Consider the following 26,190-nt stretch of genomic DNA (forward strand, 5'->3'; position numbering starts at 1 on the left):
GTTATCGCGTAGAGCCAGGAGAGATCAGCCGTGTGCTGTCGTCCTGTGCAGGTGTGAGCCAGGGTGTTGTGATTGCCCGCGAAGATAAAACCGGCAGCAAACGACTGATCGGTTATGTAGTGGCCGCAGACTTTGACCGGGACAGTATCMTSGAATACCTGCGCAGCCGYCTGCCKGAATACATGGTGCCTGCGGCAYTGATAYCRCTGGAAYATTTYCCTTTATTACCCAATGGAAAGATCGAYCGGAARGGATTACCTGATCCGGAAATAGTAGTMRCSACAGAAAAGGTGTTGCCTGTTACTGCGTTGGAAAAAACACTGGCGGCCATCTGGTCCAACCTGCTGGAGATAGAAGAGATCGGGTTGCACGATGACTTCTTTGCACTGGGAGGACACTCCCTGCTGGCTATCCGTGTGATCTCTGCGATCAGAAAACAACTGGGCCTGGTAATATCTATCGGTGATGTATTTGATTTCCCTACCATCGCCGGCCTTGCTGCACAGCTGTTGCAACAAACAGCACCCGCAGCAACACCGGAACTGCAACGTGCCGAAAGACCTGCACATATTCCATTATCGTATAGCCAGGAACGTTTGTGGTTTATTGACCAGCTGGAAGGTAGTTTAACTTATCATATTCCTACCGTATTGCGGTTGAAGGGCCACCTCAACAGGGAAGCACTGGCTGCCGCATTTCAGGCTATTGTGAACCGGCATGAAGTGCTGCGTACCGTAATAGCAGAAGAAGACGGTCTGGCTTATCAACAGGTACTGGAAAAAGATCAATGGCAGTTGCAGGTAACAGATGAATCCCTGTACCGGGAAAATGAAGCAGCCCTGCAACAGTATCTGCAGCAGCTCATCAATATGCCGTTTGATCTGCGCAGCGCGCATATGCTCCGTGTACAACTGGTGGTAACAGGTCCGGCAGAACATATCCTGTTGGTGGTATTACATCATATAGCCTCTGATGGATGGTCCACTGGTATTATGGTCCGTGAACTTGCGGAACTGTACCGTGCCTTTGCAGCAGGACACACTCCTGTATTGCCTGCACTGGATATACAATATGCGGACTATGCGATCTGGCAGCGTAATTATTTGTCAGGCGCCGTAATGGATGAAAAGATCTCTTATTGGAAAGATAAACTGACAAATGTACCAGCATTGAACCTGCCCACAGATTTTCCGCGGCCACCGGTGCAAAGTACAAAGGGAGCTATCAGTACCTTCCATCTCGACAGGGAGTTGACGGCAGCACTACAGGCCTTGTCCCGCGAGGAAGGCGTCACCTTGTTTATGACGTTGCTGGCAACCTACAAAGTGTTGCTGTACCGTTATACCGGCCAGCAGGACATTTGTGTAGGCACTTCCATTGCAGGCAGAACGCGGCAGGAAATAGAAGGGCTGATCGGCTTCTTCATCAATACGCTCGCCCTGCGCAGTGACCTCGGAAATAACATTTCATTTACAGCGCTGCTGCAGCAAATAAAACAAACAACACTCGGTGCCTATGAACACCAGGAAGTACCTTTTGAAAAGGTAGTGGAAACAGTGGTGAAAGACCGTGATGTAAGCAGAACACCTTTATTCCAGGTAGCTTTCGCCTTACAGAGTATTCCTGATATTCCGGAACTGCAACTGGGAGATATTGTACTGGATAAAGACCGCTTTGTTTATACAACCGCCAAGTTTGATCTCACTTTTACGGTGCAGGAAACAGCAGAAGGAATGACGGTCTTCATAGAATATGTAACAGACTTGTTTACTCCTGCAACCATCAGCAGGATGGCAGGACATTACGAACAGTTGTTGCGCGCTGTTACAGCAAACCGGCAACAGCCGGCCGGCCAGCTGCGTATGTTGTTGCCGGAAGAAGAACAACAGCTGCTGTTTACATTTAATGATAACAAAGCAGATTATCCGCAGGATAAAACGATCATCGACCTGTTTGAGGCACATGTACTACAAACACCGGAAGCGCCGGTATTGATATGGAAGAATGCGGTGCTCACTTACCGCGAACTGGATGAACAGGCCTCCCGGCTTGCACATTACCTGGCAACACAGGGCGTTACCGCGGAAATGCTGGTGCCGGTATGTATGGAACGTTCCTTTGATATGGTTATTGCCATATTCGGTATCCTGAAGGCCGGCGCCGCATATGTGCCGGTGGACCCTGATTATCCGCAGCAGCGCATGGAGTTTATGCTGACAGATACCGGTGCTGTGCTGTTGCTGACAGATAAAGCCTCTTTATCCCGTTTGCCACAGCTGCCGGGTATCCGTACCATCGTGATGGAGGATATCCATGAGGTGTTGCGCAGCGATGTGGCTGCAACATCTGTTGTAAAACCGTTACCGGAGCACCTGGCTTACGTGATCTATACTTCCGGTTCCACTGGTAAACCCAAGGGAGTCATGATAGAACACCATAGCGTGGTGAATCTGGCACTGGGCCATGCAGTTGCCTTGCGTATATCAGCGGCAACACGTACCCTGCAGTTTGCATCCTTTGGTTTTGATGCTTCCTGTTATGAAATATTCAACACCATACTGAATGGTGGTCTGATTGTATTGCCGCAACAGGAAGACCTATTGTCTTCTGAAAAATTTGCAGCACTGGTATCAGCACAAGCGGTAACAATGGTGGTATTACCGCCTTCCTACCTGCATATGGTCAAAGAGGTATTGGGGCCTGTAAAAACGGTGTTGTCCGTAGGAGAAGCCCTGAACCGTGAAGATGCAGCTTATGTACAGGCTGAGGGGAGAAGACTGCTGAATGCTTATGGTCCTACAGAGAATACGGTGTGCACGACTATCACTGACCATCCGCTGCGTGATCATGGCGTAACTGTTATAGGAGGCCCCATCACTAACGTACAGGTATATATCCTGTCGCCGGATCTTGCACTGTGCCCTGTTGGTGTAGCTGGTGAGATATGTGCGGGTGGTGCCGGTTTATCAAGAGGGTATTTAAACCGCCCTGCACTTACCGCAGAAAGGTTCATCACCAATCCTTTCAGCACTGCATGGGGCGGACGTTTGTACCGTACCGGAGATCTGGGCCGGTGGCTGCCGGATGGCACGATCGAATATCTGGGCCGTATAGATGACCAGGTAAAGATCCGCGGGTATAGGATAGAGTTGGGAGAAATAGAAAAAGTATTACAGGACTGTGGACTGGTAGCGCAGGCAGTGATGCTGGCGAAGGAGGGCGCACAGGGAGATAAGGCGGTTAAAAGACTTGTCGCCTATATAGTACCTCAAGGCTCATTTGATAGGGAAGGAATCCTAACTTATTTACGGCAGCAATTACCGGAATACATGGTCCCATCGGTGTTGATAGCTATGACCGCATTTCCGCTGACACCCAGCGGAAAATATGACCGGAAGGCATTGCCGGAGCCAGAAGGAAATGCTGACGGGCAGGAATATGTAGCACCACGTACTGCAACAGAATACGCCGTAGCGGCTATCTGGCAAGACCTGTTACAGGTACCGCAGGTAGGTATCTATGATAATTTCTTTGGATTGGGTGGACATTCACTGATGGCGATGCGCCTCATGTCTGCTCTGCGTAATAAACTGCATGTAGAGTTGTCCATGAAAGTACTGTTMCTGCATCCTACGCTTGCGGCTTTTGCGGCAAAGGTAGCAGCGGGCAACACGAAAGCTTTATTGCCGGCTATTGAAGCCACCGTAAGGCCGGACAATATACCATTATCGTATAGCCAGGAACGTTTGTGGTTCATTGATCAGCTGGAAGGCAGCGTACATTACCATATACCAACTGTTCTCCGGTTAAAGGGCACACTGAACACCGCGGCCCTCACACAGGCGCTTGCGGCAGTTGTAAACCGGCACGAAGTGCTGCGTACTGTATTTGAAGAACAGGAGGGTAATATATACCAGGTGGTGATGGACAAAGACGGCTGGCAGCTGGAAATACGCCAGCATTATGGTGATGCTGGTCTGGAAGAAGAGATACGCACACTGGTTAATCAGCCATTTGATCTTGCAAAAGATTATATGCTTCGCGCGCACCTGCTGGTATTGGACGTTACAGAACACGTGCTGGTGCTCACCGTACATCATATCGCGGCAGACGGCTGGTCGGCCGGTATTATCATCCGGGAGCTGATGGCCGGCTACCATGCGGCATTAGAACACAAGGTGGCTACTTTGCCTGCACTGGATATCCAATATGCTGACTATGCCATCTGGGAAAGAACTTACCTCTCCGGCGCTGTGTTGGAACAGCAACTGCAATACTGGAAAAATAAATTGACAGATACAGCTATCCTGAACCTGTCGCTGGATCATGCCCGCCCTGCGATACAGAGCACCCGTGGCGGATTGCATTCATTCCTGTTTGATCAGCAGCTGCTGGCGAAACTGCAGTCATTGTCAAAACAGGAGGGCGTTACGCTTTACATGACATTGCTATCGGCATTCAAGGTATTGCTGTACCGCTACAGCAACCAGCATGATATCTGTGTTGGTACCTCCATCGCCAGCAGAACAAGACAGGAAACAGAAGGACTGGTTGGTTTCTTTATTAATACACTCGCACTACGCAGCAACCTGGAGGGAAATCCTTCTTTTACCACCCTGTTACAGCAGGTAAAGGAAACCATGCTGAGTGCCTATGAACACCAGGAAGTACCATTTGAAAAAGTAGTAGAACAGGTAGTAACGGAAAGAGATGTAAGCAGAACACCGCTTTTCCAGGTAATGTTTGAAATGCAGAATACGCCCGATACTCCCGAACTGCAGCTGGGTAAAGTAACGTTGCTGCCGGAAGGTAATGCGGTACACCATGCCAAGTTTGACCTTAACCTGTCGCTGCAGGAAGTGCCGGATGGGCTGCAGCTCACAGCAGGCTATTGTGCTGATCTGTTTGAAGACGCTACCATCGACCGGATGATTGGTCACTATGAACAACTCCTGAAAGCTTTGGCAGATATGCCTTCACAAAAAATAGATCACCTGCCGCTGCTCACCACAAAAGAAGAAGACCAATTGCTGCACGGCTTCAATCATAAAACAGTTGCATACCCGCATACAGAAACATTGGTCACCCTGTTTGCCCGGCAGGCGAAAGCTACGCCGGCGGCTACTGCACTCATACTGGGAGAATCAGTCATGAGTTATGAAGAACTTGATCAGCGCAGTACGCTGCTGGCGCAGTTCCTCGTTGCCCGTGGCGTAATTGCTGATACCCTGGTGCCGGTATGTGTAACACGGTCCATGGAAATGGTCATAGCCCTGCTGGGTATTATGAAAGCCGGAGGTGCTTATGTACCTGTTGACCCCGAATACCCGGAAGAAAGGATCCGGTATATGTTGAAGGACAGCAGCGCCAAATTGGTAGTGACAGACAGCTACGGCAAAGAGAAGCTTCCTGCATTGCCAGACGTGGACATCATAACAACAGATGCTTACCAGGGAACCTTCCCGGATGCCACAAGTATGCAGACGGTAACACCTGCTCCGCATGATCTCTCCTATGTAATCTATACCTCTGGTTCTACGGGTTTACCCAAAGGGGTGATGGTAGAACATGGCGGTATGCTCAATCATTTGTTTGCCAAAATAAATGACCTGCAGATCAGTGATAAAAGTATAGTGGCATTCAACGCTGCCTATACTTTTGATATTTCGGTATGGCAGATATTTGCGGCCCTGCTCTGCGGCGGTACTACCATTATTTACCCGGAAGAGGTAATACTGCATCCCGCAGCCATGATGGAAGCGGTAGACAGGCAACAGGTTACCATCCTGGAGTTGGTACCTTCCTATCTGGCTGCTGTATTGGATGAAAATATTCCTGTTAACCTCTCTGGTCTGAAATACCTGCTGGTAACCGGGGAAGCCATCAGCCGGCATACACTTGAACAATGGTTCAGCAGGTATAAACATATTCCTGTGGTCAATGCTTATGGTCCCACAGAAGCATCGGATGATATCTGTCATTATATTATGCATAACGTACCCGGCTATACGAATGTGCCGCTCGGTGCGCCCGTACAGAACCTGCACATTTATATCCTGGATAAGGAAAAGCAACTATGCCCGGTAGGCGTACCCGGAGAAATTTGTGTGTCAGGAGTTGGTGTGACAAGAGGATATCTCAACCGTCCGGACCTCACTGCCCGGCAGTTTATCAACGATCCTTTCGTGGCATCGCGTGGCAGAATGTATCGTACCGGTGACCTGGGCAGATGGCTGCCCGACGGTAATGTGGAATACCTGGGACGCATGGATGAACAGGTGAAAATCCGCGGTTACCGTATTGAACTGGGTGAAATAGAAAGTGTGTTGCTGCAATCGGGATGGGTAACAGAAGCCGTAGTGATTGCACATGCAGGCATGAACCATATTAAACGCCTCGTAGCTTATATAGTACCTAAAGGAGCCTTTGATAAAACAGCTATCCTCAATTATCTGAAAGAAAAAATGCCGGAATACATGGTGCCGTCACTGCTGGTGGAGCTGGACCGGATACCACTCACCGCTAATGGTAAAACGGATAGGAAAGCATTGCCGGATCCCGGTGACAATGCCCAGCTGCTCAATGAATATGTGGCGCCACGTAATGAAACAGAACAGGCGCTCGTCGTCATCTGGTGTGAACTATTGGGCCTGGAACGTATAGGCGTTCACGATAATTTCTTCGAACTGGGCGGCCACTCCCTGCAGGTAATGCGATTGATAGCGATGATCAGGAAAACACTCCAGGTAAAGGTGTCCGTAAGGGATTTCTTTATGCTGGCCACTATAGAATCGCTTGCTAAATATATCCGTGTAAACCAGTCACAGGCAGCTATCGCGGCAGAGGATCTGCAAACAATCAGACTCTGATACATGCCGCTGATTCTTTCATGTTAAAAATTGTAAAATGACCAGCTTTAACTTAACTGATATAGTAGATTTACTGGAAAAAGCAAATGATATAGGTATTCAGATTTCATTTGATGACAATGAGCTGATTGTGCAAACGCATAGGGAACATATTATTGACGCCACCTTTCTCCATGAGCTGAAAAATAACAAGGAATACCTGATAGAATATTTCAGGAAGCATCATAATGCTCCGGAAGCTGCCACGGCGAAAACGATAAGCGCTGTGGACCGCAACGGGATGACCCATATCCCCCTTTCCTTCAGCCAGGAAAGGTTATGGTTCATTGACCAGCTGGAAGGCAGTGTGCAATACCATCAGCCTATGGTCATGCGGGTAAAGGGAGTACTCAGTCGCCCCGCCCTTGTATATGCACTGCAGCAGATCGTAAATCGCCATGAAATTTTACGTACCGTTATCACGCAGGAGAATGGAAAAGCTTTCCAGCAGGTAGGTGAAAAAAACCGCTGGCAGCTGGAGTTGATAGATGAACTACTTTACAAGGACGATGCCGCCGCTCTCCAATCCCATATCAGGGCATTGATAGCACAGCCTTTTGATCTCTCCCGTGATCATATGTTGCGGGCATACCTGATCGCACAACATCATGATGAATATGTACTGGTGATCAACGTTCATCATATTGCGTCTGATGGCTGGTCAACCGGTATTATCATCCGGGAACTGATGGAACTCTACAGTGCTTCCGTGGAAGCACGTCCCGTTAACCTGCCGCTATTGCCCCTGCAATATGCAGACTATGCCATCTGGCAGCGTCAGCACCTGTCTGGAGATGCTTTGAAAAATGAACTGGATTACTGGAAAAATAAACTAAGCGGCACAGGAGTACTCAACCTGCCATTGGATTATCCGCGTCCTGCTATCCACAGTGCCCGCGGGGCAACCTGTCCCATACGTTTCAATGCTGCACTCACGGCCGGTTTACAGGCGCTGTCAAGACAACAGGATACCACCTTGTTCATGACTTTACTGGCTGTCTTTAAGGTATTGTTATATCGCTATAGTGCCCAGGATGATATTTGTGTGGGCAGTCCTACTGCCGGCCGTACCCGGCAGGAGCTGGAAGGGCTGATTGGTTTCTTCGTCAATACCCTGGCATTGCGTAGTGACCTGAGTGATAATCCCACTTTTACTGCATTACTGCAACAGGTGAAAGATACTACACTCAGTGCCTATGACCACCAGGAAGTACCTTTTGAGAGGATAGTGGAAGCAGTCGTGAAACAACGTGACCTGAGCGTGAATCCCCTGTTCCAGGTGATGTTCATGTTGCAGAATATGCCCGCTGATGCTAATGAAGGACTGGATGCTGTTTCCTTTTCCCAGGAAAAGGTAGATAATACTACTACGATGTTTGACCTGGTTTTCTCCCTGGAGGAATCCGGTGGCGCGCTGGCAGGATCTGTATCCTATTGCACCGACCTGTTTGACGAAAGCACCGTACAACGGATGATAGCACATTATGAAAGACTGCTACAGGCCGTGGTGGCATCACCTGCTACACAAATAGATGCATTGCCCATCCTCGGTGAGGCAGAAGCAAAGCAACTGTTGCTTACTTTTAATAAAGCCGGTTTAGCGCCACTGGAACATAAAACGGCGATAGACCTCATTGCTACGCAGGCGGCACTTACCCCGGATGCCATCGCGCTGGTGGCGGATGATGTTTCGCTGAGTTTCCGGGAAGTAGACGAACGCTCTAACCAGCTGGCGCACTACCTCGCCACCAAAGGTATTGTAAAGGAATCGCTGGTACCGGTGTGTATAGAGCGTTGTCCTGAGATGATCATTGCTATGTTGGGTATCCTGAAAGCCGGCGGCGCCTATGTGCCGGTAGACCCGGAATATCCGCAGGAAAGGATCCGCTATATGATAACGGATACGGATGCACGAATTATTATCAGCAGTAGTACTGCCAGGCAACAGTTGACATTCACAGAACAGCATGCGGAGGTGATATCGCTGGATGAAGATGCTGCAGTTATCAGCAATTACCCGGTTACACCATTGGCTACGTTACCTGCGCCGGAACAGCTGGCCTATGTGATCTATACTTCAGGATCTACCGGTAAGCCCAAAGGGGTAATGATAGAACACCGCAATATGTTTGCTTTCCTGACCTGGTGCCGGGATGAGTTTGTACATAATCGTTTTGAAACGGTGTATGCCACCACTTCCATATGTTTCGACCTGTCTGTATTTGAGATCTTCTACCCGTTAAGTATTGGTCGCCGTATCAGGATATTGCAGAATGGCCTGGCGATAGAAAAATACCTGCCATTGGATGAAGCAGTACTGGTGAACACGGTGCCCAGTGTGATGAGGGCATTGCTGAATAATCAAACTGACCTGTCGCGGGTTACCGTATTGAATATGGCCGGGGAGCCCATCCCGGCGGAAGTACAGCGTAGCAATGCACTGGCGCATATGGTGGTGCGTAACCTGTATGGCCCTACGGAAGATACCACCTACAGCACCGTGTATACATTAACGCCGGGGCAGGCTTCTGCTTCCATTGGCCGCCCTATAGATTATTCGCATATCTATATCCTGGGTCGTGGAGATCAGCTGCTGCCTGTGGGCGTTGCCGGAGAGATCTGTATTGGCGGCGCCGGTGTAACGCGCGGGTATCATAACCGTCCTGAACTGACATCAGAAAGGTATGTAGCAGATCCTTTCAGTCCGCAACCGGGCAGCAGAATGTACCGCACTGGTGATCTCGGCCGCTGGCTGAGTGATGGCACCATTGAGTACATGGGCCGTATTGATGCACAGGTGAAAGTGCGGGGCTACCGCATAGAACCTGGTGAAATAGAAAATGTGCTGCGTAGTTGTCCGCTGGTGAAGGAAGCAGCCGTGCTCGCAAAAGATGATAATAGTGGTCTCCATAAACGGCTGGTGGGATATATAGTACCTGCCGGCCTTTTCGACAGGGAGGGCATTACGTCCTTTCTGAAACAGCAACTGCCGGACTATATGGTGCCTGCATTGTTGTTGTCATTAGATAAACTACCGCTCACGGCTAATGGTAAAATAGACAGGAAAGCATTACCGGATCCGGATGCAGAAGCTTTGCTGACGCATGAATATATCGCACCACGTAATGAGGCAGAACAGGTACTGGCCGACATCTGGCAGGAATTGCTGGGTGTATCACGGGTAGGCATATACGATAATTTCTTTGAACTGGGAGGTGACTCTATTGTTACCATCCAGGTGGTGAGCCGTGCTAAACGCAGCGGTTATGAACTGCAGCCGCGCGACCTGTTCCTGCATCAAACAGTGGCATCGCTGGCAGCATGGCTGGCTTCCCGCAAAAGCAGCGAAGTCACCGGAGAGCAGGGATTGCTTACCGGTAGTAGCGGCCTGTTGCCTATCCAGCAATGGTACTTTACCACCGCCGGCGAGGTAACCATTCCTTTCAACCAGAGTATTTTATTAGCCGTTGATAAAAGTATCAGTGCACAGGTCCTGTCCTCCGCTGTAGAGCGGCTGGTGGAATACCATGACGCCCTGCGCTTTACCTATCAGTGTTCCGGCAATAGCTGGGAACAGGCATACGGCGGTATGGCAGGAAAACTGGAAATAATAGACCTCAGCAATATCACTACGCAAGCTCTTGCAGGCGAAATTACCCGCCATGCTGGTGATTTCCAGCAAAGTCTGCAAATAGAGAAGGGGCAGGTGATCAGGACGGTATTATTCCGTACACCTGGTACAGAAAAACATCACCGCCTCTTGATCATTATCCATCACCTGGCCGTGGATGGTGTTTCCTGGCGCATACTACTGGAAGATCTTGACTTGTTGCTGAAAGGTGATCCTGTTGCTGATGTAACTACTATACTTGGACACAAAAGCAGTTCCTACCGCCAGTGGTATACAGCCCTGGAGCAGTATGGCCGCCGCCGCAGGGTGCTTGGCCAGCAGGAATACTGGCAGCAGGTTGTAGCCGGTTATGAGCCGTTGCGCACAGATAAAAAGTATGATGGTCAACTGACCGTGACAGATACTGCCTCCTGTGCGGTGAAGCTGGACAAGGCGCAAACACAACGGCTGTTGCAGGAAGTGCCGCGTGCATACCATACCGTTATTAACGATGTGCTGTTATGTGCGCTGGCGCGTACCCTTGCTGCCTGGAGCAGTGCAGAGGGAGTAGTGGTTGGCCTGGAAGGTCACGGCCGTGAAGATATCATCTCTGGTATTGACACCAGCCGTACGGTGGGCTGGTTTACAGCTTTATATCCTGTATGGCTACACGTAAATGCCGGCAGTACGCCTGGCGCATCTCTCAAAACCATAAAGGAACAATTGCGGCAGGTGCCGGACAAGGGGCTGGGTTACGGTGTACTGAAATATATCAATCAAGTGGAATCCTTGCAGGGCAAGGATCCCTGGGATATCATCTTTAACTACCTGGGACAGTCAGACAATGCTGTAAAACAGGATGGCATTATCACCGGCGCCCCGGAATCATCGGGGGCTGATACCGGTGCTGCCTATCCGTTGCTGCACAAGCTGGCGCTCACCGGCATGGTACAGAATGGCGAACTACTGTTGCAATGGGAATACAGCACCCGTCACTATGACGAAGCTGGTATTACACAACTGGCCGCTACCTATCTCGCACAACTGGAGCTGGTGATAGATCATTGTGTGGAACAGGCATTCAGGGAGCCGGTATTCACGCCCGCAGATTATGGGTTGAGTACAGAAATAACAAATGAAGAACTCGACGAATTCCTGGATAGCTCCCGTAATGGTTTGCCCCTGCGAAGCCAGATCAGTGGCCTGTACCGGCTTACCGGTCTCCAGGAAGGCATGTTGTTTCATACGCTGTATGATATGCAGGGCGGCACCTATGTAGAGCAGTTCAGCTGTGAAGTGAGCGGTTTACAGGAAGACCTTTTCCACCAAAGCTGGGAATATCTGCTCAGCCAGCATAGCATCCTGAGAAGCGGTTTTTACCATGATGTATTCAGCGTGCCGGTACAATGCGTATACAGGCAGGTAACAGTACCTATGCAGGTAACCGATTTTCGTGGGATGGATAAGGCAGCACAGGCTGCTGCAGTAAAGGCATTTGAAACAGCAGACAATCTGCAGGGCTTTGACCTGAAAGCAGCGCCGCTGATGCGTATCAGTTTACTCCGGCTCAGTGAGGATACTTACAAGATGGTATGGACCTCTCATCATATTCTTTTTGACGGTTGGTCATTACCGGTAATGGTAGAAGAACTGCTCAGCACCTACGAAGCACTGGTAACAGGTAAGCAGGTTCCTGCTGTAACGGAAGACCGCTTCGAAGATTATATCCGCTACCAGGAAAGACTGGATAAGGAAGCAGAAGAACATTACTGGCGTAATTACCTGCAGGGGCTGGAAGAAGGGAGTCTCCTGGCTTTTACTGCCACTACCACCAGGCTTACAAAAGGTGGTGGTAATTTCAGAGAGCGGGTATTCCGACTGGATGCCGCTACTACTACGCGTCTTACACAGTTTGCACAACAACACCATATAACGCAGAATACGCTGATGCAAGGCGTGTGGGCGTACCTGTTATACCGTTATTCCGGTCACCGTGATGTTGCTTACGGTATCACCGTTTCCGGCCGTCCGCAGGACCTGCCGGGCATGGAAAGCAAAGTAGGTCTCTTTATCAACACGCTGCCTTTATATACCGTTATTGATCCTGCAAGTGACATAACCGGCTGGCTGCAAACAATACAAAACAGCCAGTTGCAGAGCCGTGAATACCAATACACCGGCCTCAATTCCATCCAGAGATGGATCAATGTGGCAGGCGAATTGTTCGACAGCACCATCACTTTCCAGAACTACCCGGTAAGTGAAGTTGTAAATGCACAAACCTGGCGTCTGCAGGTGAGCGAAGTGGAAACACATCCGCACACCAACTACCCGCTGACCATCATCATGGGCGTAGCAGCAGAAACACATCTGATCTTTACATTTAACAATGACCTGTTATCTGATTATTTTATAGAGATGATAGCCGGGCATTTTGAGCAGGTGATCTGGCAGATCATTCATCAGAAGGCTGTCTTGATCGGAGACATCGAACTGCTTTCTCCGGCAGAACAACAACAACTGGAAAATCGTACAGGCGTTGATGTTACCGGTCATTATTTCCTGGAGATGTTTGAACGGCAGGCGAAGGAAAATCCGAACGCGGTTGCACTTGTTTTTGAAGAAGAAAAACTTTCTTATACCGCGCTTAATAAACGGGCATCCCGCCTGGCAGGATATCTGCAGCAGAGGGGCGTTACCACCGGCACCCTGGTACCGCTTTGTATGGAACGTGGCCCCGATATGATCATTGGTATGTTGGGTATACTGAAGGCTGGCGGCGCTTATGTGCCTATTGAACCAGACTTCCCGGCAGAACGTATAAAGTACATGCTGGAAGATACGGCAGCTACTGTTATTGTTAGTAGCAGCAGCTGCCGCGATCTGCTCCCTGCAACAGGCTTAACGGTTGTTTCACTGGATGATGACCGTGATGAGATCAACCGCAGCACAGCAGTGGTTTCCCTGCCGGTAACACCGGAGCAGTTGTTGTATGTGATTTATACCTCCGGTAGTACGGGTACACCTAAAGGTGTGATGGTGACGCATCACAATATGGCCGATTATATGGCAGGACTGCAGGCACATCTGCCTTTGCAGCAATGCCGTTCCTATGGTTTGTTATCCAGCATCGCTACAGATCTGGGTAATACCGTGTTATTCCCGGCACTGGCCACGGGTGCTACTTTACATTTGTTTTCCAAAAATGCGATCAATGATGCAGATACGCTGCATCATTACTTTGAACAGCATGCGGTGGACTGCATTAAGATTGTGCCCTCTCACTGGAAGGCATTGTCTGATCCGGACCGTTTACTGTTGCCTGGTAAATTGCTGATTTTTGGTGGAGAAGCGCTGGAAGCTGCTGTAATAGACAGTATCCGGGCATCAGGCAGTACCTGCACGGTAGTAAATCACTATGGTCCCACAGAAACAACAGTCGGTAAGTTATTGCACGTGGTATCACGTGAACGAATATACGATAGTGTGGTGCCGGTAGGAAAGCCATTTTCCAATACCCGTATTTATGTGTTGAATGATGCCGGGCAACGTTGCCCGGTGGGCGTTCCCGGTGAACTATATATAGGTGGTGAAGGAGTAGCGGCRGGTTATCTGAACAATGCAGACCTGACAGCAGGTCGCTTTATCAACGATCCTTATTTTCCGTCAGATGGTGTAACACTGTACCGCACGGGGGATCTCGTAAAATATCTGCCCGATGGCAACATCGTATTTATGGGTCGTGTGGATGACCAGGTGAAGATCCGTGGTTATCGCGTAGAGCCRGGAGAGATCAGCCGTGTGCTGTCGTCCTGTGCAGGTGTGAGCCAGGGTGTTGTGATTGCCCGCGAAGATAAAACCGGCAGCAAACGACTGATCGGTTATGTAGTGGCCGCAGACTTTGACCGGGACAGTATCATCGACCGGAAGGGATTACCTGATCCGGAAATAGTAGTAGCGACAGAAAAGGCGTTGCCTGTTACTGCATTGGAAAAAACACTGGCCGCTATCTGGTCCAACCTGCTCGAGATAGAAGAGATCGGGTTGCACGATGACTTCTTTGCGCTGGGAGGACACTCCCTGCTGGCTATCCGCGTGATCTCTGCGGTGAGGAAACAGATGGGAGTGGAGGTAACTATCGGTGATGTTTTTGATTATCCTACCATCGCTGCGCTGTCCCGGCAACTGGAACAGCATACGGCGCCTGCCGGCACACCGCCGCTGGTAAAGGCAAACAGACCATCACGCATTCCGTTATCGTATAGCCAGGAACGTTTGTGGTTCATTGATCAGCTGGAAGGCAGCCTGCACTATCACATTCCTACGGTATTACGACTGAAGGGCCATCTGAATACAGCCGCACTGTCGTATGCATTGCAGACGATTGTGAACAGGCACGAATCACTACGTACCGTGATTGTGGAGGAAGAGGGTGTATCCTACCAGCGTATCCTGGAGCAGGACAGCTGGCAGATGGACATCAGTGAACATCCCGGATACCTGCATGATGATATCGCTTTGCAACATCATATAGGAGCGCTGACCTCCGCACCATTTGATCTGACACAGGATCATATGTTGCGCGTACACCTGCTCCGGTTGGCGGAAGACAATGCAGTACTGGTGGCAACACTTCACCACATTGCATCAGATGGTTGGTCCAGCGGTATATTGGTTCGCGAGCTGGCGGCACTGTACAAGGCCTTTGAAACAGGCAGCGAGGCTGCACTACCGGCCATGGGAATCCAGTATGCCGACTATGCGGTCTGGCAGCGAAGTTACCTGTCCGGAAAAGTGCTGGAAGACAAACTGGCTTACTGGAAAGAAAAACTGACCGGTGTGCCGGTGTTGAACTTACCGGTGGATTTCCCCCGTCCGGCTATACAAAGTACCCGCGGTGCTGTCAGTGTATTCCGTCTCAACCCTGTTTTGTCTGCACATCTGCAGGCTTTATCACAGCAGCAGGGCAGTACCCTTTTCATGACGTTACTGGCCGCCTTCAAGGTATTGTTGTATCGCTATACCGGCCAGGAAGATATTTGCGTGGGTAGTTCTATTGCCGGCAGAACACAACAGGAAACAGAAGGGCTAATCGGCTTCTTTGTAAATACACTGGCGCTGCGCAGTGATCTCAGCCAGTTGCCTTCGTTCATACAGGTATTGCAACAGGTGAGGAAAGACACTTTAAAAGCATATGAACACCAGGATGTGCCATTTGAAAAAGTAGTGGAAGCCGTGGTAAAGGAAAGAGATATCAGCAGAACACCGCTTTTCCAGGTGATGTTTGAACTACAGAACACCCCGGATGTTCCTGATTTCCGCCTGGGTGAAATTTTACTGGATACCGCTGATACCGGGCATACCGCCGCCAAGTTTGACCTCAACATCTCACTGCAGGAAAGTGCTTCCGGATTGTCAGGGTACGTGGAATACTGTGCAGATCTTTTCCACCCCGAAACCATTACAAGACTGGTCGAAAACTATGAGCAGCTACTATGGTCGGTGATAAAAGATCCTGCTGAATCCATACGTACCCTGCCTCTATTGACAACATCCGCACAACAGCAGCTGTTACAGTCATTCAATGAAACAACCGTTGCCTATCCGGCAGATAAAACACTGGTAGCGTTATTTGACGAGCAGGCGATCCGTACTCCGCATCATACGGCACTGAAGTTTGGTGAAAGGATAATGACCTATGCAGCGCTGGCAGCCGACACTACACAGCTGGCGCATTACCTGCGCAGCAAAGGGGTAGGGGAAGATATGCTGGTGCCTGTGTGTATAGAACGTTCGCCGGAAATGGTGATCGCCATACTTGGTATCCTGAAGGCCGGTGCGGCCTATGTGCCCATTGATCCGGAATACCCGGCAGAGCGCATACAGTATATGCTGGATGATTGCAGTGCTACCCTGGTGGTTGGCAGTAGTTATACACGGACACGCATACCCGAAGGGATCCCGGTGATAGCACTGGATACAGCATGGCAACCGACCGGTATCCCGGTGGCAGCCTTGCCTTTACCGGCGCCACACCACTTATCGTACGTGATCTATACTTCTGGTTCTACCGGCAAACCCAAAGGGGTAATGGTAGAACACCGTGGCATGCTCAACCACCTGTATGCCAAGATCAATGATCTCAAAATGAATGAACACACTGTACTGGCCTTCACTGCTGCCTATACCTTCGATATCTCGGTATGGCAGATGTTTGCGGCTCTCTTGTGCGGTGGCAGCACTATCATATATCCTGATGAAATATTACTGGAGCCGGGAGCCCTGATCTCCGCTGTGGAACAGGACCAGGTGACCATACTTGAGCTGGTGCCTTCCTACCTGTCTGCCCTATTACAGGAGCACACGGAAGTAACACTGGACGCCCTGCAATTCCTGCTGGTAACGGGAGAAGCGGTTACAAGGCAGGTGTTGAAATTATGGTTTGAACATCCCCGTTTTGGTGGCATCCCTGTGGTGAATGCCTATGGCCCTACAGAAGCGTCGGATGATATCTGCCATTACTTTATGTATAACGTTCCCGGCACAACGAATATCCCCCTGGGTACACCGGTACAAAACCTGCGTATTTATATACTGGATACTGCAGGACAGCTTTGTCCCATCGGTGTTCCCGGTGAAATATGTGTAGCCGGTGTTGGTGTGGCACGTGGTTATCTCAACCGCCCGGACCTCACCGCTGGCCGGTTTGTTGCTGACCCGTTCAGCAGCGTCGCCGACAGGATGTATCGCACAGGTGACCTGGGCAGATGGTTACCGGACGGGAATGTGCTGTATGAAGGCAGGATAGATGAACAAGTAAAGATCCGCGGTTACCGTATAGAACCAGGTGAAATAGAAAGTGTACTGGAACAGCATGACGGCATAAGTCAGGCAGTTGTACTGGCGAAAGCCATAAAGGATGACGCAGCCGGTATTCGGCGGTTGATAGCCTACATAGTGCCGCAGGGAGACTTTGATAAAGAAGAAGTCATCATTTGGTTGAAAAGCAGGCTGCCGGAGTATATGGTGCCAGCCATATTTGTGGTACTGGAACACCTGCCACTGACAGGTAATGGTAAGATCGACCGCAAGGCGCTACCAGATCCTGATGCCGCATTGCTGGTGAGTGAATATGTGGCGCCGCGCAATACTACGGAAGCTACGCTGGTGTATATCTGGCAGGAACTACTGGGTATACAACGGATAGGGATATACGATAATTTCTTTGAGCTGGGTGGTCACTCTTTATTGGTGATGCGCCTGGTGGCAGCCGTCCGCAAAAAGCTGGAAGTAGCACTGCCGGTAAAAGCCATCTTTGCACACCCGGTAATTGCTTCACTGGCCACTCATATCCGGGAAGAGAAACAAACAGATACGTTGTTGCCGGGTATAGAAAAACAGGAACGTCCGGCGCGCATTCCACTTTCATTTAACCAGGAACGCCTGTGGTTTGTAGATCAGCTGGAAGGCAGTTTGCATTATCACATCCCGGTGGTGTTAAGACTGGAAGGCTCCCTGGATGCCGCTGTGATGGAGGCTTCATTGCGCAATATTATAAACCGGCATGAAGTGTTACGTACCGTGATAGAACAGGAAGAAGGAAAGCCCTATCAGTGCATCCTGCCGGAAAACAGTTTTGTATTAACACAGATCGATGAACCGGTATGCCGTGAAGATGAAGCGGCCCTGCACAAGCTGATTGCCGCGTTGGTGGCTGTACCATTTAATCTCGCAGCAGACCACAAGTTACGCGGGCATCTCATCAGACTGTCACCGGCAACACATGTGCTGGTGCTGACTACGCATCACATTGCCTCTGATGGATTATCTACCGGTATTATGGCGCGGGAGTTTGTAGAAGGATATAATGCAGGCATTGCCGGCAGTGACTATCAACCCACCCCATTGTTATTGCAATATGCTGATTTTGCTATCTGGCAACGTGCATGGTTATCGGGCGATACACTTGACAACAAGCTGGCATACTGGAAACAGCAGCTTGCCGATGTGCAGCCATTGAACCTGCCGACAGACTTTAAACAACCTGCTGTGTCAAGTATGCGCGGTGGTCGTGTGAATACTGATATGGATGCAGGCGTGCTGCAAGCATTGCAGCAACTGAGCCGGCAACAGGAGGTTACCTTGTATATGACACTGCTGGCTGCCTACAAGGTATTATTGTACCGCTACAGCGGACAAACAGATATTGTAGTCGGCTCATCTTCCGCAGGCCGTCAGCAACCTGAGATAGAAGGACTGATTGGGTTCTTTGTGAATATGCTCACCCTGCGCACAGATATCGGCAATAATCCCACCTTTATCAGCTTGTTGCAACAAGTGAAACAAACCACCCTGGATGCTTTTGAACACCAGGATGTACCGTTTGAAAAAATTGTAGAGGCCGTGATGAAAGATCGTGACAACAGCAGGCGTCCTCTTTTCCAGGTAATGTTTGTGATGCCGGAAAAAGCGGGCAACAGCTCCTTCGACCTGGAGGGTATTACCATCTCCACCGAGCCGGTTCATCATACTACGGCCAGGTTCAACCTGATGTTCTCTGTGCAGGAAACATCCAATGGCCTGAATATAGAAGCAGAATACAGCAAGGACCTTTTCCGGGAAGATACGGTAATACGTATGATGGCGCACTTCAAACAGTTGCTGGTGGCTATTGCTGCAGCACCTGATACACAGATAGATGTATTGCCGTTGTATGATGAAAGCGAATACCAACAACTGCAGGTATATGGGAAAGCGTTGGTGCCTTACAACCGTGACGTAACTTTTATAGACCAGTTTATTGCGCAGGCTGCCCGTAATCCGGAAGCTGTTGCACTGGCATTTGAAGGGCGGCAGCTGACTTACCGGGAGCTGGATGAACAGTCGGCCTGTCTGGCTAATTATCTGCGCCGCAAAGGTGTTATTACGGGCACATTAGTGCCGTTGTGTATTCCCCGTTCACCGGAGATGATCATCGGTATGCTGGGCATCTTAAAAGCCGGCGGCGCCTATGTACCGCTGGAACCTGATTTCCCTGCAGAGCGGATCAGATATATGCTGGAAGATACAGCTGCTACGCTGATTGTAAGCAACAGCGCCGGCAGCAGTACGCTGGACGATGTTACCACTGCCACCATCATCTCACTGGATGATGATGCCACCGCTATTGCCGCTGCGGGCAGTACTTTGCCGGGCATATTCCATGAACCATCGTCGCTGGCATATGTGATCTATACATCGGGTAGTACCGGCACTCCCAAGGGAGTGATGATTACCCACCAAAACCTGGCAGATTATATTGCCGGTTTGCAGGCACACCTGCCGCTTGACCGTTGCCGTTCTTTCGGTCTGCTGTCCAGTATTGCTACTGACCTGGGTAACACGGTGCTGTTCCCTGCATTGGCCGGTGGTGGTGAGTTACACCTGTTCTCCAAAACAGCCATCAATGATGCTGCTGCCATGCTTGATTATTTCGGCTGGCATCGCATTGATTGTATAAAAATAGTCGCCTCGCACTGGAAAGCATTGTCAGACCAGGATCAACTGTTGCTGCCGGAGAAACTGCTCATCTTTGGAGGAGAGGCGCTGGAAGCGGCTGTCATAGAAAACATCCGGGCTGCAAATGCACGCTGTATGGTAGTGAACCACTATGGTCCAACGGAAACGACGATAGGAAAATTACTACACGTAGTCAATCCTCAGCATATTTACCAGGGCGTGATTCCTATAGGTAAAGTATTCTCCAATACACAGGTATACGTTGTCAGTCAGGCCGGACAGCTTTGTCCTGTGGGCATTCCGGGAGAACTGTACATTGGCGGTGAAGGCGTGGCTGCCGGTTATCTCCACAACCCGGAACTTACGAAGGAACGTTTCATAGATAATTTCTTCGCGCTGCAGGCGCCGGGAAAACTATACCGTACCGGCGACCTGGTTAAATATCTGCCTGATGGTAACATTGTATTCCTCGGCCGTGTGGATGACCAGGTAAAGATCCGCGGATATCGCATAGAGCCGGGAGAGGTCAGCCGTGTGCTCGAGCAGGCACCGGGAGTAGGCCAGGGCGTTGTAATAGCACGGGAAGACCATAGCGGCGGTAAACGCCTGATAGGTTATGTGATACCACATGATACATTCGACAAAACCGCGATACTGGCATACCTCAAAGAACAATTGCCGGAATACATGGTGCCTGTTGCCATCGTGGAAATGGAACAGTTCCCGATGTTGCCCAATGGTAAGATCAACCGCAAAGCATTGCCGGACCCGGATCATGCAGATACGGTTACCACCGGTTATACTGCGCCGGTAAACCCCACGCAGGAAAAGTTGTGTGCCATCTGGGCGGTTCTGCTGGAAGTAGACCAGGTAGGCATACATGACGATTTCTTTGCACTCGGAGGCCATTCTCTGCTGGCAATACGTGTGATCTCCGCCATCAGGAAACAACTGGGTGCAGAGGTAGCCATCGGGGATATCTTTGATTATCCAACGGTAGCTGCCCTGTCAACACTACTGGAGAATCGCTTTGTACCTGCTGTTACGCCTGCACTGATCCGTCGCGAAAGACCCGCACACATCCCTCTTTCGTATAGCCAGGAACGTTTGTGGTTTATTGATCAGCTGGAAGGTAGCGTACATTATCACCTGCCTACGGTATTGAGATTGAAGGGACAGTTGGATCGTGCCGCGCTGTCGCATGCCTGGACAACAATCGTAAACCGCCACGAAATACTCCGCACCGTTATTGCCGAGGAAGAAGGAGTGGCCAGCCAGGTGGTGAAGGCACCGGATCAGTGGCAGTTTCATGTGGTGACGAACCACACGCTGCAACATGATTCCGCAGTACTGCAACAATATATTCAATCGTTGATAGAAACACCATTTAACCTCCGGCAGGATGATGTACTGCGCGTATACCTGATAGAGATAGGTGCAGATAATCATATACTGGTGGTGGTACTACACCATATTGCCTCTGATGGCTGGTCTACCGGTATTATAGTAAAGGAACTTGTTGAGTTGTACAGCGCCTATACAACCGGCCGTAGTGCCCAGCTGCCCGTAATGGATATACAATATGCTGATTACGCCGTATGGCAGCGTCAGCACCTGTCTGGTGAGGTGTTGGAAGAAAAACTGGCATACTGGAAAAAGAAACTGGAAGATACAGCGCCATTGGAACTGCCTACAGACTTTACACGGCCAGCCATACAAAGTACCCGCGGGGCTATCAGCAGGTTCCACCTGGGACCTCAGCTGCATGCCGATATACAACAGCTGTGCAAACAGGAAGGTACCACTTTGTTCATGACGTTACTGGCAGCATTTAATGTGTTGCTGCACCGTTACAGTGGCCAGGATGATATCTGTGTAGGTACGCCTGTTGCCGGCAGAACACAGCAGGAAATGGAAAACCTGATCGGCTTCTTTATCAATACCCTGGCGCTCCGCAATGACCTCAGCAACAACCCGTCGTTCACAGCCTTGTTACAGCAGRTAAAACAAACTACGCTGGAAGCCTATGAACATCAGGATCTGCCATTTGAAAAGATCGTGGAAACGGTGGTGAAACAGCGTGATATGAGCCGCAGCCCGCTGTTCCAGGTTTCGTTTGTATTGCAGAACACACCGGATGTTCCTGATCTCGGATTGGGTGGCCTGGAACTGCTGGAGGAGAAAACAGCACATACCACCGCCAAATGGGATCTCATCTTTACCCTGGAAGAAACCACGCGCGGCCTGCGTGGCAGTGTGGAATATGGGGTCGACCTTTTCAGAGAAGAAACGGTGTTACAGCTGATTCGTCATTTTGAACAGCTGCTGCAGGCGATCGTAAAATCGCCTTCTACCGGAATAGATCATCTCTCTTTCCTGCAACCGGAAGAACTACAGCAGCTGTTATATACTTTCAACGATAACGCTACAGACTATCCGCGCCATAAAACAGTGGCAGCCCTCTTTGAAGAGCAGGCAGCACTTACGCCGTCAGCTATTGCACTTACCTGCAACGGCCGGTCATATACCTATGCTGCGCTCGATGAACGTGCAGACAAGCTGGCACACTTTCTCCGTAGCAAGGGGGTTGACACCGGAGTATTGGTGCCGCTCTGCGCAGAACGTTCAACAGAACTGATTGTGGGCATCCTTGGCATCCTGAAGGCGGGTGGGGCATATGTTCCTATTGATGCTGCCTACCCGGCCGAGAGGATCAGGTATATGCTGGCAGACATCAGTGCCACCCTGCTGGTAACCACTTCCACTTCCATGCAACAGTTGGCAGCGGAATGGTACGACAGGGATCTTATACTGCTCGACGCCCTCGGTGAACTGTTTGCTGCTCCTCACCACGGTCGTGTACCAACAACGGCAAACGCCACCGACCTGGCCTATGTAATGTATACTTCAGGTTCTACCGGCACACCCAAAGGAGTAATGGTCACACATGAAAATGTGGTGAGCCTGGTAAAAGAAGTAAGCTACGTGTCCTTCAGTGCAGCTGATGTGATTTTGTCCACCGGTTCTCCTTCTTTTGATGYCACCACCTTTGAATACTGGGGTGTATTGCTTAATGGTGGCAGGCTGGTACTCTGTGATGAGCAAACACTGTTGGACAGCACCTTGCTGAAACAAGCCATCCGCGATCAGGGCGTTACAAAAATGTGGTTCACTGCCGGTTGGTTGAATCAACTGGTAGATACTGATATCAGTGTGTTTGAAGGACTAACCACTATCCTGGCCGGCGGCGAGAAACTATCTGAAGAACACATCACAAAGATCAGACTTGCCTGGCCGTTAATAGAAGTAATTAACGGTTACGGACCTACGGAGAATACCACTTTCTCTCTAACCTATACCATCCCGGCAACAAACAATCATACTTCTACGCCTATAGGGCAACCGCTTAACAACCGGCAGGCCTATGTGCTGGATACACACCTGCAACCTGTACCGGTTGGGGTGAGAGGAGAGCTGTTCCTCAGTGGCAGCGGCCTTTCCAACGGATACCTCCACCAGCCTGCCCTTACTGCAGAGAAGTTTATACCACATCCATTTGCAACTGTTCCGGATGCCCGCTTATACCGCACCGGTGATATCGGACGCTGGCTGCCAGACGGTACTATCGAATACCTCGGCCGTGTTGATGACCAGGTAAAGATCCGCGGTTTCCGCATAGAACCTGGTGAAATTGAACATATCCTGCAACAATGCCCACTGGTAACACAAGCGGTAGTATTGGTCAGAACAGAAGCTACCGGTAAAAGACTGGCCGCCTATATTGTGCCGGCCGGCCACTTTGACTGGGAAGGCATACTGGCATATCTGAAAAATAAATTGCCTGATTACATGATACCGGGTATCCTGGTAGAGATAAACAAACTGCCGGTAAATGCCAATGGTAAAACAGACCGGAAGGCCTTGTTGAAAATGGACACCGGCGGTCAACCTATTGCCACATATGTAGCTCCACGCACGAAAATCGAAACCGCATTAACAGCTATCTGGGAAATGCTGCTGGAAATACCACGGGTAGGGATATACGATAACTTCTTTGAGCTGGGAGGACACTCCCTGCTGACTATCCGTCTCACAGCATCCATCAGGAAAGAGTTTGGATTGGAAATACTGATCCGGGAATTGTACAGTTATCCGACTATTGCGACCCTTGCCTTGAAACTGGAGCAGCAGCAGGAAGAAGCCGGACTGGGGAAATTTGGGGAAGGACGCTTGTTGCTGCAGGAAGCGTTGCCGGACAATGGTCACATTGTACGGTTGAATAAGATAGCAGCGGCGCCGCCACTGTTCTTCCTGCCAGGAGCAGGAGGGCTTTGTGATGCCTACATGGAACTGGGCAGGGCTTTTAACGGGGCATATTCATTTTACAGCTTCCAGATGCAAGGTGTATTTGAGGGAGAACATGCACTGGATAACATGGAGGCAATGGCTGCCTTGTGCATCAACTGGATGAAACAGATCCAGCCTGCAGGGCCTTATCGCCTTGGTGGACACTCCTTTGGAGCACGCCTCGCCTTCGAGATGACCAAACAACTGGAAGCCGCCGGCGATACGGTAGAAGCGGTGTTCATCCTTGACATGCAGGCCGTGTCACAGCCGCACCCGATGGACCTTGAGTATATCAACAACAGCATGTTCACCTTCTTTGAACAGTATCACCTGATTTCACAGCCTTATCCCGCATGGACAGCAACCCTGAAAGCCAATATCGCCAAGCTGCCTTTTGATGGTATTGTACCATATATCACGGCTTTTGTACAGGAACAAATCGGTGGAAAGAAAAAACAGACCGCGTTTGTATTGAGGATGCTCGCTCTCTCCTGGTACGACCTGGTGGCACATAACAAGTACAAGGTGGCTGGTGTCGTACAGGCGCCACTGATAGTACTGAAGGCACAGGACAACCCTTCCGTAAAACCCGACCTATACATGGGATGGCGTGACCACGGTGTTACCGTGCAAACCGTTATGGTGCCGGGAGACCACCTTTCCATGGTAGATGGCGATAACGCTACGGTAATGGCTGACAAGGTTATAAAAATATTACAAGAGAAATGATACCCTAACGATAGAACAGGCTCCGTTGCATAATTCCCGAAGCCGGCAACGGAGCCAGGATTTCACACGACTAACCCGGACCACTCAAACACACTTACAATCTTCATTTTTAAAAACATTCATTATGTTAAAAGAGCTTGAAAAGTTATCCGCTTTTATTGGCAACACCCCGCTGATGCAGTTGAAAAACCATGATACCCATTTATTTGCCAAACTGGAGTACAACAATTTTTCCGGCAGCTCAAAAGACCGTGCCGGTTTCAGTATCATTTATAACGGCGTGAAATCCGGCCGTATCAATGAGAACACGACTATCATTGCGTCCAGTTCCGGTAACCTGGCCATAGCAGTGGCTTCTATCTGTAAAAGACTCGGCCTGAAGTTTATCCCCGTGATAGACCCCAATATCAACGGTGCCTACGAGCAACTGCTAAACCTGTTGTCTTACAGGGTGGTAAAGGTGACCGACCGTGATAAAACCGGAGGGTATCTGCTGACCCGTATTGATACGGTTAATAACATGCATGCTACCATTGAAAATTCATTTATCGCAGACCAGTATGGTGACCCTAATAATTATAAGGGCTATTATGGTTTAACAGAAGAGATCCTGCATTCTTTTGAACGGCTCGATTATATTTTTGTGGCTGTGAGCTCCAGTGGAGCTATCACCGGCATCTCCAAAAGTATTAAGGAAAAACGTCCGGATGTAAAGATTATTGGAGTAGATGTGGAAGGTTCTGTAATCTTTAATGCACCACCTGTAAAACGATATATTTCCGGTATTGGCGCCAGCCAGGTACCGCCGATTATAAAAAATGCCGTGATAGATGATGTAGTTATTGTATCACAAACAGATATCATCAAAGGCTGCTTTGATCTGCTCAATGAGCAAGTGATTTTTGCAGGCGCTTCTTCCGGTGCAGTTTATCTTGCTGCTAAAAATTATTTCAAAGACAATCCGCACAAGGATACTCCGGTTTCGCTGATGATCTTTCCGGACAAGGGCTTCACCTACCTGGACAACATCTACAACAAGGAATGGGGCGAACAACTGGCAGCCAAGCTTCAATCTGTACCTGTAGCAAATTAAAATTA

At 49.8% G+C, this 26,190-nt stretch carries 3 protein-coding genes; all 3 read left to right on the top strand.

The features are described 5' to 3' along the window. The coding region (locus AC1DP6_RS26060; RefSeq protein ID WP_477057468.1) for an amino acid adenylation domain-containing protein at positions 1-6,869 on the top strand (6,869 nt) is incomplete at its 5' end. Between the two features lie 37 nt (positions 6,870-6,906). Beyond that, positions 6,907-25,092: a non-ribosomal peptide synthase/polyketide synthase gene (locus tag AC1DP6_RS26065; protein WP_477057469.1), complete on the top strand. Its 18,186-nt coding sequence runs from the start codon at positions 6,907-6,909 to the stop codon at positions 25,090-25,092. 124 nt (positions 25,093-25,216) lie between these two features. Beyond that, entirely contained in the window at positions 25,217-26,185 is a 969-nt protein-coding gene (locus AC1DP6_RS26070) for a pyridoxal-phosphate dependent enzyme (protein ID WP_477057470.1), read from the top strand. The last annotated feature ends 5 nt before the right edge of the window (positions 26,186-26,190 follow it).

This window comes from Chitinophaga sp. 01L420, from assembly GCF_056399985.1.

Coding starts and splice junctions, on each gene's coding strand:
- AC1DP6_RS26070 (WP_477057470.1), top strand. CDS start 25,217: ATGTTAAAAGAGCTTGAAAAGTTATCCGCTTTTATTGGCAACACCCCG.